Consider the following 16,519-nt stretch of genomic DNA (forward strand, 5'->3'; position numbering starts at 1 on the left):
GCGCGGCGTCGGCGACCGCCGTGACGACACGGCCGTCGCCGTGCAGATACATGATGCCGCCGTGCGACGCGACGAGCGCGGACTGCTGGATGTTCGAGATCGTATGGTCGACGCGGCCGCCGAGCGCGCCGTGGACGTGGAACTCGCGCGCGCCGTGGCGCCAGCCGATCTTCAGCGCGCTCAGCAGATCCGGGTCGTCCTTCTCCGACGGCAGCGCGACGGTGCGCGCGCCGATCGCGGCGTGCGGCGTCGACGTCGAGTCGAAGTCGCCGACGACGACGTCCACGTCCGCGCCGAGCGCGCGCGCATGGTCGTAGCCGCCGTCCGCGGCGACGACGAAGGCGCCCTGCGGCACGGCGATCGGCGCGTCGTAGTAGTCGCCGGCGGCGAAGACGACGCAGACCGGCGACGACGGACGTGACGGCGATGTTGGATGCGGCATGGTCCCTCGATTCCCTTGCTGATATGATTTCGATGATAGCCGCGGCCGTGCTCACGCCGGCCTGCGCGTGGAGCGAGCGAGGCGCGATGCGGATCGAAGGCGACGAGGAGGTCAGGCGTCCGATCCTGAAGTCCAAGGTGTTCCTGTACGTCACCGAGTTCTTCTCGGGCATGGCCGTCATGGCCGCCGAGCTCGGCGCTCAGCGGCTGCTCGCGCCGTATTTCTCGAGCTCGCAGATCGTGTGGACGATCATCATCGGCACGATCATGATCGCGCTCGCGCTCGGCGCAGTCTTCGGTGGACGATGGGCGGACAGGGACCCCGATCCGGACAGGCTGTACATGCGCGTGCTCGTCGCCGCCGTCTGGATCGCGCTCGTCCCGCTCGTCGGCAAGTACGTCGTGCTGCTCATCTCCGGCGCGCTCATCGTGTCCGTGTCGACGAACTTCCTTGTCATCGCGGCCTTCATCAGCTGCATGGTCATCTTCGTGCCGCCGCTGTTCCTGCTGGGCACCGTCACGCCGGCGCTCAACAAGTTCGCGACGACGTCGCTCGCCGACAACGCGTCGGTCGTCGGCAGGCTGTCCGCATGCAACGCGGTCGGTTCGATCCTGGGCACGTTCCTGCCGACCTTCGTGACGATCCCGGCCGTCGGCACCTTCGTCACGTTCCTCGTCTTCTCCGGGCTGCTGCTCGCGCTGCCGGTCGTCTACTTCCTGTCCGCGCACGCGCACCGCGTGGCCTGCGCGGTCTGCGCCGTCCTGTTCTCGGTCTCGGCGCTGTGCTCGCCGATGACCGGTTTCGCGTTCTGGATGAACAGGGACACGCTCGCCTACGAAGGCGAGTCGATGTACAACTACCTGCAGGTGCAGAACCTGCCCGACCGCACGATCCTGTCGACGAACGTGCTCTTCGGCGTGCAGTCGGTGACGATGAAAAGCGATGAGCCGACCGGCATGTACTACGACGTCGCGCTCGCTGCGCCGGCGCTCGCGACGCGCGCCGACTCCGCGCTGATCCTCGGCATGGGCACCGGCACCTACGCGCGTGCACTGCGCCGGTATTCGCCGCAGACGAAGGTGACCGGTGTCGAGATCGACGGCAGGATAACGCAACTGGCCGGCGAGTACTTCGACGAACCGGGCGACATCGACGTCGCGACCTACGATGGGCGCGCGTGGCTCGCCGCGAGCAAAGAGCGCTTCGACGTCATCATGGTCGACGCGTACCAGGACATCACGATCCCGTTTCAGATGAGCTCGCGCGAGTTCTTCCGGCTCGTCTACGACCATCTGACGGACGGCGGCGTCATGGTCGTCAACATGAACATGATCAGCGACGGACGCGGCTCGATCAACGAGGCGCTCACCGACACGATCGCGTCGGTGTTCGGCGCGGACGACGTCGTGACGGCCGACGTGCCGGACACGACGAACCGCGAACTGTTCGCGCTCAAACGCGCCGGCGCGTCGTCGCCGTCGATCGAGCGGCGGATCGCGGCGATGCGCTCCGGCGGCGCGCAGCTCGACCATGCGGTGCAGCAGGTCGATCCGGTGTTCAGACCCGTCGCCGTCGATGGCGACCCGATCGTGCTCACCGATGACAAGGCGCCGGTCGAACTGCTCGGCATGCGTGCGATCGACGGCATCATCGCCGAACAGGCCGGCCCGTACCGTGAGATCCTCGAACGGGAGGGCATCGGCGGCCTGCTGCGCGCCGTGCAGTAGCGGAACGCGGACCGTCGGCGGCCGTGTCGCGAAAGTCCGGGGGTGTGGTATTATCGTTCAGGCTTGAGAAATCAAGAAAGCGGGAAACCCACCTGGAAGTCCGTCATGACTTCGGGTCATAGGCACGGCCTTCGCACGGCGATTCGCGGCGGGGCGTTGCACGCGGCGAGCGGACGGCATGTCAGCGCAATGCCGCGCGGCAGGAAGCAGTCGGTCGATTGTCCGACGATGTTCCATCGTGCCCATGAACCGGGATGATGACGGCACGGATGGCGCGAACGCTGCAGGAAACCATAGGATTGGAGTCATCATTAGCGACGAACCACGCATTAACGACGAGATTCGCGTCTCACAGGTGCGCCTTATCGGACCGAACGGCGAGCAGGTGGGGGTCATCGCGACTTCCGTCGCATTGAACCTGGCCAAGGAAGCGAACCTCGATCTCGTCGAGGTGGCACCCAACGCGAAGCCTCCGGTTGCCAAGCTGATCGACTACGGCAAGTTCAAGTACAACGAGAAGATCAAGCAGCGCGAAGCGCGCCGCAACCAGAGCACCGCGGAAATCAAGGAGATCCGTTTCCGCCTCAAGATCGACGAACACGACTTCGAGGTCAAGAAGGGCCATGTCGAGCGTTTCCTCAACGGCGGCGACAAGGTCAAGGTCACGATCATGCTGCGCGGCCGCGAACAGTCGCGTCCGATCGGCGGCGTCGAGCTGCTGCAGCGCCTCGCCGACGAAGTCGCGGAATCGGGCACGATCGAATCCGCGCCGAAGCAGGAGGGCCGCAACATCATCATGACCCTCGCCCCGAAGGGCAAGAAGGTGCACACGCAGTCCGAGCAGCGCCGTCGCGGTGCGGAATCCCGCGCCGAACGCCAGGCGCGCCAGGCCGCACGCCTCGCCGCCAAGCAGGAGGCCAAGGCCCAGGAGGCGAAGGAAGCACAAGCCGTCGTCGCCGAAGCAACCGAGACTTCAGCAACGAAGTAACAACAAGGAGGGCAGCAATGCCGAAGATGAAGACAAAGACCGCGGCCGCCAAGCGCGTTCGTGTGACCGGTTCCGGTAAGCTCATGCACGCTGGCTGCGGCATGCGCCACAACCTCGAGCACAAGTCCGCTCACAAGCGCCGCGACCTGAAGCGCGACTCCGTTCTGCCGACGTCGCAGGCCAAGAAGATGAAGGGCCTGCTGGGCTGAGACCGGCAAGTCGAGATCGTTTCAAGAAAGAAAGCTGAGGAACAACAATGGCACGTGTCAAGCGCGCAGTGAACGCCCACAAGAAGCGTCGTACGGTACTCGATAGGGCCTCGGGCTACCGTGGCCAGCGTTCGCGCCTGTACCGCAAGGCGAAGGAACAGCTGCTGCACTCCTTCAACTACAACTACCGTGACCGCAAGGCGCGCAAGGGCGACTTCCGCAAGCTGTGGATCCAGCGCATCAACATCGCCGTGCGCAACGAGGGCATCACCTACAACCGCTTCATTCAGGGCCTGCGCCTCGCCGGCATCGAGCTCGACCGCCGTGCGCTCGCCGACCTCGCGGTGAACGATCCGGATACGTTCAAGACGATCGTCGAGCAGGCGAAGGCCGCGCTGCCCGAGGACGTCAACGCCCCGGTCGCCGCCTGATCCGAAGACGCCAAGCGGATACCGCCTCGGACGATGATTCGGTGCGCCGCATACGTGGCAAGAGCCGAACCCAGCCTCGCGCGGGTTCGGCTCTTCGCATAGCCGCCGTCTGCTGTCGCCCGGGTTGATCATCTGCGTCTTTCTGCGGCATTCTATGGGTGAGGCCACCTATGGGATGCTGCATCGGCGGCCGTAAACGGCATTTTGCGGGTGATGCTACGCATGGAATGCCGCATTGGTTGTTGCGGATGGCATTCTGTGGGTGGAGGCGCCTATGGGCTGCCGGTGGAGGCGGCTTGGCCGTATTATGGCGGTGTCCATCGGCGTATATAACGGCATCGGCGAAGGAGGATCGGATGGCGAACGGGCTGCGGATGGCGGAATCGAAGTTCCTCGCGAGCATCGACGTCGAACGCGGGCTGGCGAAGGCCACCGTCGAGGCCTACGAACGCGACCTCGACCGATATCTGCTGTGGCTCGGCGCGCGCGGCATCGACGATGCGCGCGCGATCACGCCGCTGCACGTCGAGGCCTTCATGCAGTCGCTCGCCATCGACGGGCAGAGCGCGACGAGCCGTGCGCGGCATCTCGCGAGCGTGCACATGTTCCACCGGTTCATGCTCGGCGAGCGCCTCGTCGACGACGACGTCTCGCGGCAGGTGAAGGCGCCGAAGGCCGGTTCGCCGCTGCCGGACGTGCTCGACGTGGACGAGGTCGCGGCGCTGCTCAGGACGGCGCGACCCGCGGGCATGGACGACGCGGCCGGCCTGCGCGACGACGCGCTGCTCGAGTTCATGTACGCGACCGGCTGCCGCGTGAGCGAGGCCGTCGGCACGAACCTCGACGACTTCGACTTCGACGAACAGGTCGTGCGCTTGACCGGCAAAGGCGACAAGCAGCGGCTCGTGCCCTTCGGCGACTACGCGCGCGACGCGCTGGACGCCTACCTCAGGTACGGCCGCACGCCGCTGCAGGAGAAGGCGAAGGGGACGCCGGAGCTGCGCGCGACGTTCCTCAACCTGCGCGGCCGTCGCCTGTCGCGCCAGTCGGTGTGGGAGATCATCCGCCGCGCCGGCGAGCGCGCGCACATCACACGGCCGCTGCATCCGCACACATTGCGGCATTCGTTCGCGACGCACCTCATCCAGGGCGGCGCGGACGTGCGCACCGTGCAGGAGCTGCTCGGGCACGCGTCGGTCAAGACGACGCAGATCTACACGCACATCAGCCCCGAAGCGCTCATCGAGACGTACATCACCGCTCACCCACGCGCCAAATAGCCGATTGCGGTGCGCACGAGGCGGTACACTGGACGTTTAGTGAAGACAGGACGTCGCCACGGCACCGGCGGCGTCGGCAAATGCATGACCTGATATAAAGTGAGCGGTATGCCTACGGATTTGCTTGGACGAGAATACGAGACCTTCCCGGTACCCGAGCCGTTGCAGCAGCACGGTCCGGCGCGGGTCATCGCCATGTGCAACCAGAAGGGCGGCGTAGGCAAGACGACGAGCTCGATCAACATCGCCGGCGCGCTCGCTCAGTACGGCAGGCGCGTGCTCATCGTCGACTTCGATCCGCAGGGAGCGGCGACGGTGGGTCTGGGCATCAACGCGAACGTGCTCGACAACACGATCTACACGGCGCTGTTCGATCCGAAGATCGACGTGCATGACATCATCCAGCCGACGAAGTTCGCCGGGCTCGACATCATCCCGGCGAACATCGACCTGTCGGCCGCCGAGGTGCAGCTCGTGACCGAGGTCGGCCGCGAGCAGATCCTCGCGAGCGTGCTGCGTCCGGTCATCAAGGAGTATGACGCGATCATCATCGACTGCCAGCCGTCGCTCGGCCTGCTCACCGTCAACGCGCTGACCGCGGCCGACGGCGTCATCATCCCGGTGGCCGCCGAGTTCTTCGCGCTGCGCGGTGTGGCGCTGCTCATGCAGTCGATCGAGAAGGTGCAGGCGCGCATCAACCCCGGGCTCGAGGTCTTCGGCGTGCTCGTGACGATGTACACGCACACGCTGCACTGCGATGAGGTCGTGCAGCGCATCTACGAGGCCTTCGGGGACAAGGTGTTCCACTCGGTCATCTCGAGGTCGATCAAGCTGCCCGACGCGAACGTCGCCGCGGCGCCGATCACCTACTACGCGCACAACCACAAGACGGCGCGCGAATACCGCGAGGTCGCGCGCGAGCTCATCGCGAAGGGGATCATCGCGTAGGGGACGGCGCATCGGCAGATCGGCGGACGGAGGCTCCGCGCCCACGGGGGCGCGGAGCCTCCGCCGTCCATGCGCGCGGGGTCGCCGCGCAGGGTCGTCATGCACGGCGACCGCGGCGCCGACCAGTATATGAGCATCACTTATAGTCACATTGACTATAAGTGATACGCTGACGATGACGCGCGGCGGCCGGGACCTCGGCCGCGGACGCGTATATGGACACGGAGGAGCGTGAACGATGGGCATCGGCAACGTCAGCGAACGTCGCGACGAGGCGCCCCGGGTGGGCGTCACGTCGGTCATCTTCGCGCTCGGCCCGGCCGACGACGGCGAGCGCCGACGCCTGTGGCTGCCGCTCGTGCGCCGCGTCCGCGAGCCGTTCCTCGACGCGTGGGCCCTGCCGGGCGGCCCGCTCAAGGCCGGCCGCTCACTCGAACGGTCCGCGTACGAGACGCTCGCCTCGACGACCGACCTGCACCCGGGCTATCTCGAGCAGCTGTACACCTTCGGGGACCCCGAGCGTTCGCGCGGGGGAGTGCCGATGGTCTCGATCTGCTACTGGGCGCTCGTCGGGCAGGTGGACGTCTCCTCGATCGAACCGAGGCACAACGTGGCCTGGTTCGCCGACGACGCGCTGCCCGAGCTGGCCTTCGACCACCGCCGCATCGTCGACTACGCGATCTGGCGGCTGCGGCATCGCCTCGACATGCCCAAGGTCGTGCGCGAACTCGTTGGCGCGACCTTCACGTTGCGCGAATTGCACGCCGTGAGCGAAGCGGTCGAGGGCAGGCCGATCGACCTCGCCAACTTCCGTCGCCGCACGCTCGCCTCGGGGATGCTCGAGGAGACCGGCGAACGCCGCCGCGTCGGCCGCCAACGTCCGGCCGCCCTCTACCGATTCCGCGCCGACGCCGATGCGCCGGCCGACGGCGGCGCGCTGCCGCAGGGATTCGACGCCGGCGAGCTGTCGAGGATCGCCGACGCGACCCCCGCCGCGCATGAGCATGCCGGCGCGCTCTCCGCGCTGACGACCGACGTGCGGCCGTAAGCGCGCGACCGGCGGTGCGCGTCGCTCGCGCCCGCATCGACCGGCTCCGTCACATCAACATCAGATTCAATCACACGCAGCCCATGGGAGGTACCAATGACCGCTGCAGAACGACCAATCGCCGTGCCTTCGCGCGGCGCGAGCACGCAGCCGCAGTCGCCGCGCCCGCGCGCCGGCGCCGATGGCGCGCCGCTTACGCGCAACGAACGCCTCGACCGTCTTCCGTTCAACCGCGCGCACCGCAAGCTGCTCGTCGCCTCGGGCATCGGCTGGGCCTTCGACGCGATGGACGTCGGACTCGTCTCCTTCGTCGTCGCCGCGATCGCCGCTGACCCCCACTTCAACCTCGACGCCGTGCAGAAGTCGTGGGTGCTGTCGATCGGCTTCATCGGCATGGCGATCGGCGCCGCGCTCGGCGGCTGGTTCGCCGACCGTTGGGGGCGCAAGACCGTGTTCACGGCGACGATGGTCGTCTTCGGCGTCGCCAACGGCGCGATGGCGTTCTCGTGGACGCTCGCGATGCTGCTCGCCGCGCGTTTCGTCATCGGCTTGGGCCTTGGCGCCGAACTGCCGGTCGCCTCGACGCTCGTCTCCGAGTTCTCTCCGGCGGCGCAGCGCGGCCGCATCACGGTGCTGCTCGAATCGTTCTGGGCCGTCGGCTGGATCATCGCGGCCGCGATCGGCTACTTCGTCATCCCGAACACCGGCGACTGGGGATGGCGCTGGGCGTTGCTCATCGGCGCGCTGCCGCTGCTCTACGCGATCGTCGCGCGCCGCCAGCTGCCCGAATCGGTCCGCTTCCTCGAGGCGCAGGGCCGCGACGAGGAAGCCGAGCGTTCGGTGCGGTACTTCGAGGCGGCGAGCGGCGTCGAGCCGATCGAAAGCCGCAAGGCCGTCAAGCTGCCGAAGATCCGCACCCGCGAGCTGTTCGGGCGCCGCTATCTGGGCGTGACGGTGGCGATCTGGGCCACCTGGTTCTTCGTCAACTTCTCGTACTACGGCGCGTTCACATGGATGCCGAGTCTGCTCGCCGACCAGTTCGGCTCGCTGACGAAGTCCTTCGGCTACACGCTGGCGATCTCGCTCGCGCAGCTGCCCGGCTACTTCCTCGCCGCATGGCTCGTCGAACGCTGGGGTCGGCGCCGCACGCTGAGCGTGTTCCTCGCCGTCTCCGCACTCGCCGCGTTCCTGTTCTCACGCTCGACGAACGTGACGCAGGTGCTCGCCTTCGGCATGCTGCTGTCGGCGTCGAACCTCGGCGCGTGGGGCGTCCTCTATGCGGTCACGCCGGAGATCTACCCGACGCGTCTGCGCGGCGCGGCCTCGGGCGCCGCCGCCGCATGCGGCCGCGTGGCCGCGATCATCGCGCCGCTGCTCGTGCCGTGGTTCCTGTCGATGGCCGGCGGCGACAAGTCGGTCGCCTTCGTCGTCTTCGCCGTCGCGTTCGTCCTCGCATGCGTCGCCGCGCTCTTCCTTCCGGAGAAGACCGGCGCGTCGCTCGACGACTGACCTCGCGCGCCCTGCGGCCGCCCGCGTCCCGATCGTCCGCCATCTGCGGCGCATCCGGACGCGGGCGGCCGCTTTCGCGCACGGCCTTCCCATTCGTCGCCCCATGCGCGAAGCGGGCGGCCGCGTCGGAGTCCACGACCGCCGCGCCCGGCGGGGAATCCGGCCGCAAGCCGTCCCGTATGCGTTCGCCGTCGCCGCAGATGTCGCGGAGGTGGGCGCCTGCGCGGCGCGCATGCCGTGTCAGCATCGTCGCGTACCATGTTGATGGTTTGTGTACGAATGGTGAATCCATCGGGGTTCGGCACGGTTACGCAGGAAATCAATGGCTTTAGGAGAAAACATTCATGGCGGTTCGCGGCGATATTCGTAATGTGGCAATTGTGGCTCACGTCGACCACGGTAAGACCACACTCGTCAACGCAATGCTTCAGCAGTCCCATGTATTCAACGAACGCGAGGAAGTCCCCGATCGCGTGATGGATTCCAACGACCTCGAGCGCGAGAAGGGCATCACGATCCTCGCGAAGAACACGGCCGTGGAGTACACCGGTCCGCTCGCCGAGAAGTACGGCCACCCGGAAGGCATCACGATCAACGTCATCGACACCCCGGGCCACGCCGACTTCGGCGGCGAGGTCGAACGCGGCATCTCGATGGTCGACGGCGTCGTGCTGCTCGTCGACGCCTCCGAGGGCCCGCTGCCGCAGACCCGTTTCGTTCTGCGCAAGGCGCTCGAGGCCAAGCTGCCGGTCATCCTGTGCGTGAACAAGGTCGACCGTCCCGACGCGCGCATCGACGAGGTCGTCGGCGAGGCCTCCGACCTGCTGCTCGGCCTCGCGCAGGACGTCATCGAGGAGGGCGTCGACCTCGACCTCGATTCGCTGCTCGACCTGCCGGTCATCTACTGCGCCGCCAAGGTGGGCTACGCCTCCACGGACCAGCCCGCGAACGGCGAGTTGCCCGACAACGACAACCTCGAGCCGCTGTTCGATTCGATCATCAAGAACATCCCGGCGCCCGAATACGATCCGGACGCGCCGCTGCAGGCCCACGTCGCGAACATCGACTCGTCCGACTTCCTGGGCCGCCTCGGCCTCGTGCGCATCTACAACGGCAACCTCGAGAAGGGCAAGACCTACGGCCTGTCGCGCGTCGACGGCTCGATCGAGAACTTCCGCGTCTCCGAACTGCTGCGCACGCAGGGCCTCGACCGCCTGCCGGTCGAGTCGGCGGGCCCCGGCGACATCGTCGCCGTCGCCGGCGTCAACGACATCATGATCGGCGAGACGATCGTCGACCCTAACGATCCGCGTCCGCTGCCGCTCATCCACGTCGACGACCCGGCGATCTCGATGACCTTCGGCACGAACGACTCGCCGCTCGCCGGCACCGAGGGCAAGGACCACAAGCTGACCGCCCGCATGATCAAGGACCGCCTCGACCGCGAGCTCATCGGCAACGTCTCGATCAAGGTGCTGCCGACCGAACGCCCGGACGCCTGGGAGGTGCAGGGCCGAGGCGAACTCGCGCTCGCCGTCCTCGCCGAGCAGATGCGCCGCGAGGGCTATGAGCTGACCGTCGGCCGCCCGCAGGTCGTCACGAAGACGATCGACGGGCAGCTGTGCGAGCCGATGGAGTCGACGACGATCGACGTGCCGGAGGAGTACATGGGCACCGTCACGCAGCTGATGGCCGACCGCAAGGGCCGCATGGAGTCGATGTCCAACCACGGTTCCGGCTGGATTCGCCTGCAGTTCACGGTCCCGTCGCGCGGCCTCATCGGCTTCCGCACCGCGCTGCTGAGCGCGACGCGCGGTACCGGCATCTCGTCGTCGCTGTCCGCGGGGTACGCGCCGTGGGCCGGCCAGATCGTCACCCGCCAGAACGGATCGATGGTCTCCGACCGTCAGGGCGTCGCCACGCCGTACGCGATGCAGCGCCTGCAGGCGCGCGGCAACTTCTTCGTCGAGCCGCAGTCGCCGGTCTACGAAGGTCAGGTCGTCGGCGTCAACAACAAGCCCGACGAGCTCGACGTCAATATCACGCTCGCCAAGCACATGACGAACATGCGCTCGGCGACGGCCGACGTGCTCGAGACGCTGACGCCGCCGATCAGGATGAGCCTCGAGGAGTCGCTCGACTTCGCTAACGAGGACGAATGCGTCGAGGTCACGCCGGAGTCGATCCGCGTGCGCAAGATCATCCTCAACCGCGAGGACTGGTACAAGTGGCGCGCCAAGCAGCGCCGTGCGAACAACAACGCGCAGAACGCGAAGTGAGCCGTCGCCGGCGGCATGCGACCTGACGGGGACCCGCACATCATGTGCGGGTCCCCGTCCTCGTCTGCGCCGAACCCGTGGGACGCATCTTCGTACGCTGCGCCTACACTGGGTGGCTATGAGCACCACCGACCCCAATCCGACGCGCCCGCGCGACGCCGCGCGACGCCGCGCCGACCTGCCGTGGAGCCACCGGCAGAACGCCTTCGTCCGCAGCCTCGTCACGATCGCCAGCGCCATCGCGGCGGGCGTGCTCGGCACGCTCGCGCACCGCATGGGTGCGTCGGCGAACATGCCCTACGGCCTCGTGCTCGCGTTCGTCCTCATCGGCGCCTCGGCATGGTGCGCCCGCGCGCGCGGCGGCGTCCTCGGCCTGGCGTTGCATCTGAGCGTGTCCTATCTGGCCGTCTGGTGCATGGCGATGCCGGGTCCCGGCGGCGATCTGATGCTGCCGGTCGGCTTCCATTCGGCGACGATCCCGTGGTGGTCGCAGCATGCGGGTTACATCTGGCTGTACGGCTCGCTCATCGTACAGCTCGTGCTGCTCGTGTGCCCGGCGCGTTGGTTCCGCGTCACCGCGGACGTGGCCTCCGGCGCCGGCGACGGAAAGGCCGCGTGACGGGCATGCGACGGCTGTACTATCTGGGCCCCGAGGGCACCTTCACGCATCAGGCCGCGATCGAGGCGTCGCGGCTGCTCGCCGGATCCGGCGGCGACGCCATACTGGAGCCGTGCGCAGACGCCGCGTCGATCGTGCGTGCGGTCGGGGAGGGCCGCGGCTGGGGCGTCATCGCCTGGGAGAACAACGTCGAAGGCTACGTCGTGCCGAACCTCGACATGCTCATCGACGCCGCCGATGTCGCCGGCTTCGCGCGCGTCGGCGTCGACGTGGCCTTCTGCGCCTTCGTCACGCAGACGACCTACGAGCAGGCGATGGCGTCGCGCAAGGACGGCGAATCGGAGCTCGACGCCGTCTGCCGCGTCTGCACGGGCGCCTCCGCGCATCCGCACGGGCTGGCGCAATGCCGCCGATTCACGCAGGCCCATCGGCTGCGCGAGGTGCCTGCGGCGTCGAACGCGGCCGCCTGCCGCGACCTCGTCGACGGTCGCATCGCCTTCGGGCCCGAGATCTGCGGGAGGCTGTACGGGCTGCGCCGCGTCGCGCGCCATGTCGAGGATTTCCAAGGCGCGCGCACCGAGTTCCTCGTCATCGCGCGGCGCGGCGACGCGCGCGCCGAACTCGCGGACGCATATGCGCGCGGCGTCGCCGAGTTCGAGTCGATCCTCACCTTCATCCCGCTCGCGACGGGCCCGGGCGTCCTCGCCGACGCGCTCGACGCGATCCGCGACGCCGGACTCAACATGACGAGCTTCATCTCGCGGCCGATCAAGGGCCACGACGGCACCTACAGCTTCATCGCGACGCTCGACGCGGCGCCATGGGAGCCGCGGTTCCGCGCGCTGCTCGTCGATATCATCGAACACGGCGATTGGATCAAGACGCTCGCCGTCTATCCGCGCCGTGAGCGGCCGCATCCGCCGGTGGACGAATGGATGCTTCCGCAAGGCGGGGTACGATGCACTAAGGAGACCAACGAGGCATCGTCCGCAAGCGATGATGCGACGATGCGAAAGGAACTGCTGTGGTAGAAGAGGTAGCGGGCTCCGTCGAGGCGGCGGACGCGACGATCGAGGCGACGGCGACGATGCCCGTCATCGGCCCGGAAGGCATCGACTGTCCTCGGCACATCGCGATCGTCGGGCTCGGGCTCATCGGCGGTTCGCTCGCGTTGCGCCTGCGATCGGCGGGTGTGCGGGTGAGCGCGTGGAACCACCGTCCCCACCCGTACGCGGCTGCGCGCGCCGCCGGCATCGACTGCAAGGACGGCCTCGAGGAGCTTGTCGCCGAGCATCCGGACGTCATCGTGCTGTGCAATCCGCTCGTCGCGATGCCGGGGATCCTCGAGACGATCAAGCCGATCATCGACCCGGCGCGCACGACGCTCACCGACGTCGGCAGCGTCAAGGGGCTCGTGCGCGAGCAGGTGCACGCCGCCGGCATCACCGACTGCTACGTCGGCGCGCATCCGATGACCGGCAACGAGCATTCAGGATGGTCGGCCGCCGACCCGTCGATCTTCGACAACGCGTTGTGGGCGCTCACCTACGACCACCACACCGAATACGCGCGCATCGTGCAGGTCGCCGGCATGATCACGCGCGGCCTGCGCAACACGATGATCGTCATCGACGATGAGACGCATGACCGCGCGGCCTCGCTGATCTCGCACATGCCGCACGTCGTATCGACGGCGCTCATCAACGAGCTGACCGCCAATCCGGACCGCAACATCGCGGCGGCGCTGTCCGCGGGCTCATGGCGCGACATGACGCGCGTCGCGCTCACCGACCCGGAGCGCACGGCGGCGATGGTCGTCGAGAACGCCGGCAACGTCGAGGAGCTGCTGCGCACGATGGCGCAACGGCTGCAGTCCATCGCCGATGCGCTGCGCGACGGCGATCCCACGGCGATCCGCGGTTTCTTCACGGAAGGCCAGCCGTACCGGGACTACAAGGCGAAGCAGGGTGCGGCGTTCGAGACCGGCGAGACGCAGACGGTGTTCACGACGCTGAAGGTCAGCGCCGACGACTGGCGCCGCGATCTGCTCGACTCGGCGAAGCGCGGCGAGCATATCGTCCGGTTCACGTCCGGCCACCACGCGCTCGCCGAACGCCAGTTCACGATCTGACCGGCCGTTCCGGCACCGGCTTGAGGACCGCGATCTGCTCGGGGCGCACGCTGACGTCCTGCGCAGGTCTCGAGCCGTTCGCGGCCGCGTCGCGCGTCAGCTCGAGCGTCGTGCCGTCCCATGAGCGGACATGGCCGACGACGTCGCGGTACTGCATGCGTCCGGTTCGTTCATCGATCCCCGCGTAGAGGCGCACGACGACGCGCGCTCCGGCGGGGATGCGCTCGGGAAGTCTCATTGTTCCTCCATTCCGCGCCCGTCGGCGTCGCGTGGCGCGACGCCGGCGAACCGCAGGTAGTCGTGCACGCGGAACGCCATGTCGAGCACCGCGTAATCATGCAATATACGTGGATTGTAGCCGGTGTCCTTCGCGATGGCGTTGAGGTGGTTCTGCATCGTGTTCTTATGGATGAACAGCGACCGGGCTGCATGGATGATGCTGCCGTTGAACCGCGTATACGCCTCGAAGGTGCCGCGATGCCTCTCGATGGTGGCCTCGTCGAGGCCGCAGAACACACGTTCGACGAACTGGGCCATGCGATCGGGCTGCATCGACGGCAGCAGCAGGCCGTAGTCGAGCCGGTCGGCGTGGACGATGCGTTCGCCGCCGGAGAACCGTTGCCAATCGAGCGCGAGTCGCGCATGGCGGTAGCAGTGGGGGAGACGGGGGAGATCGTCGGTGGGCTCGCCGACGCCGAAGACGATGTGCGCACCGTCGTCGGCGAAGCGTTCGGCAAGCGCGCGCAGCGTGTCCTCGACGTTGTGCGACGGGCCGAGCATCAGACAGCATTCGTCGGCATCCGCCGTATAGATGGCGTCGTCGATCCGTTGCAGATGCCGCTGCTGCAGCAGCACCACGTCACCGTTCTCATGCACGAGCCTGCCGATGGCGACGCAATGGCGTGCGTGCATGTCCCATTCCAACGCCGCGCTGAGGTAACGGATGAGCTCGGTGTCCTGATGGACGCCGATCAGCTGGTTGATCAGGTTGGTCTCGAGGATGCGCCGGTTGTACCGCGCCGTCTGCTCGATGTTCTCATGCAGCAGGATCTCGGTCATCTTGACGATCACATCGCCGAACGACTCGACGCTTTTGCGCTCGCCGGTCACGCCGATGACGGCGGCGACGCTGCCGTCGATCAGCACCGGCGAATTGATGCCGTTCCTCGCGCCCCGGTAGGGGTGGTCGTCGTCCACGACGACGCTGCACCGGGACGCCGCCGCGATGGCGGCCGCCTCATGGTACTGCCCGATGCGCGCCGCATCGGTGCTCGCGATGACGGTCCCATGGGTGTCGAACAGGTTGATCTCGTGCCGCAGCACTCCCTTGATGTTGGCCACGATCGTCGCGGCGATGGTCTCGTCGATCTCCATGGTATCGATGGTAGTTGGTACGCGTACCAATCCGCGGAGCGGATCCTCCGGGGTTTCCTGTAATGCGGAACAGCACCAGCACGATGCGTCCTGCCAATAATGGGAACTGTTCGTAAAACCGGACGCGGCCGCGGCGGTCAGCGATGGTGCTGCCGGAACGCGCACGGTCGGCTATTCCATGGAATATCGTCCATCGACGTCGATGAGACGATGTCCCCGGTAGAAAGGTGTGCTCATGGACGGGACATTGCACTGGTGGGCTGCGCTCATAGGTCTGGCGCTCGCAATCGTGCTGATTCTGCGTAAACTCAACGCGACGTATGCATTGCTGCTCGGCGCGCTTGTCGGCTGCCTGCTCGGCGGCGCCTCCTTCGCGGACACGGTGAACATCGTCGTCTCGGGGTCCCAGAGCGTGATGGGAACGGTGCTGCGCGTGCTCGCGGCGGGCGTGCTCGCCGGCGTCATGATGGAATCGGGTGCGGCGGAGCGCATCTCCCGCGCCATCGTCAGCACGATGGGGGACAAGCTGGCGATCTTCGCGCTCGCATTCGCCACGATGATCATCTGCGCGATCGGCGTGTTCATCCCGGTGGCCGTATTGATCGTCGCGCCGATCGCGATCGAGGTGGGCTCGAAGCTGCACATCTCGAAGCTCGCGCTGCTGGTCGCGCTGTCGGGTGGCGGCAAGGCCGGCAACATCATCTCGCCGAATCCGAACGCGATCGCCGCGGCGTCGGGATTCCACGTCGAACTCGCCGATGTGATGGTGGGCAGCTTCGTGCCCGCGCTGTGCGGACTGGCGATGGCGGTGCTGCTCGCGTCGATCATGCAGCACAGGAGCACGCCGGTGTCCCTGAAGGACCTGGACGCCCAGGAAAAGGCCGAGCTCGCCGAATCCGACCTGCCGAGCCTGCACAGCGCGCTTGTGGCGCCGGTGACGGCCGTCGTGCTGCTGATGCTCGGGCCCATCGGCTCGATGACGCATGTCGCATGGCTCGAACATCTGCAGATCGATGCGCTGTACATCCTGCCCTTCGCCGCGATCGTCGGACTGCTCGCGATGCGCAAGGGCTCCCATGTGCTCGAGTACACAAAGTCCGGCATCGGGCGCATGGTCGACGTCGTGATGATCCTGATCGGCGCCGGCACGATCGGCGGTCTGATCTCCGCTTCCGACCTGCCGCAGCGGATCGTCGACCTGATCAACATGATGGGCGTGTCCGGATCCCTGCTGGCGCCGATCTCCGGCATCCTGATGGCCGCGGCCACGGCGTCCACCTCGACCGGCGTCATCCTCGCCGCCGGTTCGTTCGGCGACACGATCCTGAGCTTCGGCACGGCGCCGGCCGCAGCGGCGATCACGATGCAGGCGGGCGCGACCGTCATCGACGCGCTGCCGCAAGGCAACTACTTCCACGTCACCGCGAAGTCGATGAACATGACCATCGGCGAGCGCATGAAGGTCGTCCCCTTCGAAGCGGCCGTCGGCCTGACGATGACGGTCGTGGCCACGCTGCTCACGATCGTCTGGTGA

Annotated in this window: 16 protein-coding genes; 13 read left to right on the forward strand and 3 right to left on the reverse strand. The window is 67.2% G+C overall.

What is annotated here, in order from left to right; translation table 11 throughout:
* The coding region (locus B1400_RS06235; protein ID WP_095613564.1) for a thiamine diphosphokinase at nt 1-442 on the reverse strand (442 nt) is incomplete at its 3' end.
* Between the two features lie 23 nt (nt 443-465).
* Between B1400_RS06235 and B1400_RS06240 the strand changes: the two genes are divergently transcribed.
* From B1400_RS06240 to B1400_RS06295, 12 genes are all read left to right on the forward strand, one after another.
* Nucleotides 466-2,169, forward strand: a complete 1,704-nt coding sequence (locus B1400_RS06240) for a spermidine synthase (RefSeq protein ID WP_235607360.1) — start codon at nt 466-468, stop codon at nt 2,167-2,169.
* A gap of 244 nt (nt 2,170-2,413) precedes the next feature.
* Nucleotides 2,414-3,157, forward strand: coding sequence for a translation initiation factor IF-3 (gene infC / locus B1400_RS06245; RefSeq protein ID WP_095613565.1), 744 nt, complete (start codon nt 2,414-2,416; stop codon nt 3,155-3,157).
* A 17-nt stretch (nt 3,158-3,174) separates the two neighbouring features.
* Nucleotides 3,175-3,366 carry a 50S ribosomal protein L35 gene (gene rpmI / locus B1400_RS06250; protein ID WP_095613566.1) on the forward strand — a complete coding sequence of 64 codons (192 nt, stop codon included), beginning with the start codon at nt 3,175-3,177 and terminating at the stop codon, nt 3,364-3,366.
* A gap of 47 nt (nt 3,367-3,413) precedes the next feature.
* Nucleotides 3,414-3,797 (forward strand): 50S ribosomal protein L20, encoded by a 384-nt coding sequence (gene rplT / locus B1400_RS06255; RefSeq protein WP_095613567.1) that lies wholly within the window; start codon nt 3,414-3,416, stop codon nt 3,795-3,797.
* Nucleotides 3,798-4,153: 356 nt separating this feature from the next.
* The gene (gene xerD, locus B1400_RS06260; RefSeq protein ID WP_095613568.1) at nt 4,154-5,077 is read left to right on the forward strand and encodes a site-specific tyrosine recombinase XerD; all 924 of its coding nucleotides are present in this window, start codon (nt 4,154-4,156) and stop codon (nt 5,075-5,077) included.
* Nucleotides 5,078-5,185: 108 nt separating this feature from the next.
* Nucleotides 5,186-6,025 carry a ParA family protein gene (locus tag B1400_RS06265; RefSeq protein WP_095613569.1) on the forward strand — a complete coding sequence of 280 codons (840 nt, stop codon included), beginning with the start codon at nt 5,186-5,188 and terminating at the stop codon, nt 6,023-6,025.
* Nucleotides 6,026-6,263: 238 nt separating this feature from the next.
* Nucleotides 6,264-7,073 (forward strand): NUDIX hydrolase, encoded by an 810-nt coding sequence (locus B1400_RS06270; RefSeq protein WP_095613570.1) that lies wholly within the window; start codon nt 6,264-6,266, stop codon nt 7,071-7,073.
* Between the two features lie 96 nt (nt 7,074-7,169).
* Nucleotides 7,170-8,582 carry an MFS transporter gene (locus tag B1400_RS06275; RefSeq protein ID WP_095613571.1) on the forward strand — a complete coding sequence of 471 codons (1,413 nt, stop codon included), beginning with the start codon at nt 7,170-7,172 and terminating at the stop codon, nt 8,580-8,582.
* A 344-nt stretch (nt 8,583-8,926) separates the two neighbouring features.
* Complete coding sequence (typA, locus tag B1400_RS06280) at nt 8,927-10,861, forward strand: translational GTPase TypA (protein WP_095613572.1); 1,935 nt, start codon at nt 8,927-8,929, stop codon at nt 10,859-10,861.
* 118 nt (nt 10,862-10,979) lie between these two features.
* The gene (locus B1400_RS06285; protein ID WP_095613573.1) at nt 10,980-11,480 is read left to right on the forward strand and encodes an alcohol dehydrogenase; all 501 of its coding nucleotides are present in this window, start codon (nt 10,980-10,982) and stop codon (nt 11,478-11,480) included.
* A gap of 5 nt (nt 11,481-11,485) precedes the next feature.
* Entirely contained in the window at nt 11,486-12,511 is a 1,026-nt protein-coding gene (locus B1400_RS06290) for a prephenate dehydratase (RefSeq protein ID WP_095613597.1), read from the forward strand.
* A 56-nt stretch (nt 12,512-12,567) separates the two neighbouring features.
* On the forward strand, nt 12,568-13,611 hold the full coding sequence (locus tag B1400_RS06295; protein ID WP_095613598.1) for a prephenate dehydrogenase: 1,044 nt from the start codon (nt 12,568-12,570) through the stop codon (nt 13,609-13,611).
* Here the strand turns inward: B1400_RS06295 and B1400_RS06300 are convergent.
* Nucleotides 13,601-13,849 carry a DUF6725 family protein gene (locus B1400_RS06300; RefSeq protein WP_095613574.1) on the reverse strand — a complete coding sequence of 83 codons (249 nt, stop codon included), beginning with the start codon at nt 13,847-13,849 and terminating at the stop codon, nt 13,601-13,603. The two genes, B1400_RS06295 and B1400_RS06300, sit on opposite strands and share 11 nt — an antisense overlap.
* Nucleotides 13,846-14,985: a CdaR family transcriptional regulator gene (locus tag B1400_RS06305; protein ID WP_095613575.1), complete on the reverse strand. Its 1,140-nt coding sequence runs from the start codon at nt 14,983-14,985 to the stop codon at nt 13,846-13,848. The genes B1400_RS06300 and B1400_RS06305 overlap by 4 nt, the downstream gene beginning before the upstream one ends.
* Before the next feature lie 235 nt (nt 14,986-15,220).
* On the opposite strand from B1400_RS06305, the gene B1400_RS06310 reads away from it, so the two are divergent.
* Nucleotides 15,221-16,519 carry a GntP family permease gene (locus B1400_RS06310; protein WP_095613576.1) on the forward strand — a complete coding sequence of 433 codons (1,299 nt, stop codon included), beginning with the start codon at nt 15,221-15,223 and terminating at the stop codon, nt 16,517-16,519.

The organism is Bifidobacterium italicum, assembly GCF_002286915.1.
In the GTDB taxonomy this organism is placed as follows: domain Bacteria; phylum Actinomycetota; class Actinomycetes; order Actinomycetales; family Bifidobacteriaceae; genus Bifidobacterium; species Bifidobacterium italicum.

What these genes read in the sequence shown, in the direction of transcription:
- B1400_RS06240 (WP_235607360.1), top strand. Translation starts at nt 466, where the DNA reads ATGATTTCGATGATAGCCGCGGCCGTGCTCACGCCGGCCTGCGCGTGG.
- infC (WP_095613565.1), top strand. Translation starts at nt 2,414, where the DNA reads ATGAACCGGGATGATGACGGCACGGATGGCGCGAACGCTGCAGGAAAC.
- rpmI (WP_095613566.1), top strand. Translation starts at nt 3,175, where the DNA reads ATGCCGAAGATGAAGACAAAGACCGCGGCCGCCAAGCGCGTTCGTGTG.
- rplT (WP_095613567.1), top strand. Translation starts at nt 3,414, where the DNA reads ATGGCACGTGTCAAGCGCGCAGTGAACGCCCACAAGAAGCGTCGTACG.
- xerD (WP_095613568.1), top strand. Translation starts at nt 4,154, where the DNA reads ATGGCGAACGGGCTGCGGATGGCGGAATCGAAGTTCCTCGCGAGCATC.
- B1400_RS06265 (WP_095613569.1), top strand. Translation starts at nt 5,186, where the DNA reads ATGCCTACGGATTTGCTTGGACGAGAATACGAGACCTTCCCGGTACCC.
- B1400_RS06270 (WP_095613570.1), top strand. Translation starts at nt 6,264, where the DNA reads ATGGGCATCGGCAACGTCAGCGAACGTCGCGACGAGGCGCCCCGGGTG.
- B1400_RS06275 (WP_095613571.1), top strand. Translation starts at nt 7,170, where the DNA reads ATGACCGCTGCAGAACGACCAATCGCCGTGCCTTCGCGCGGCGCGAGC.
- typA (WP_095613572.1), top strand. Translation starts at nt 8,927, where the DNA reads ATGGCGGTTCGCGGCGATATTCGTAATGTGGCAATTGTGGCTCACGTC.
- B1400_RS06285 (WP_095613573.1), top strand. Translation starts at nt 10,980, where the DNA reads ATGAGCACCACCGACCCCAATCCGACGCGCCCGCGCGACGCCGCGCGA.
- B1400_RS06290 (WP_095613597.1), top strand. Translation starts at nt 11,486, where the DNA reads ATGCGACGGCTGTACTATCTGGGCCCCGAGGGCACCTTCACGCATCAG.
- B1400_RS06295 (WP_095613598.1), top strand. Translation starts at nt 12,568, where the DNA reads ATGCCCGTCATCGGCCCGGAAGGCATCGACTGTCCTCGGCACATCGCG.
- B1400_RS06300 (WP_095613574.1), bottom strand. Translation starts at nt 13,849, where the DNA reads ATGAGACTTCCCGAGCGCATCCCCGCCGGAGCGCGCGTCGTCGTGCGC.
- B1400_RS06305 (WP_095613575.1), bottom strand. Translation starts at nt 14,985, where the DNA reads ATGGAGATCGACGAGACCATCGCCGCGACGATCGTGGCCAACATCAAG.
- B1400_RS06310 (WP_095613576.1), top strand. Translation starts at nt 15,221, where the DNA reads ATGGACGGGACATTGCACTGGTGGGCTGCGCTCATAGGTCTGGCGCTC.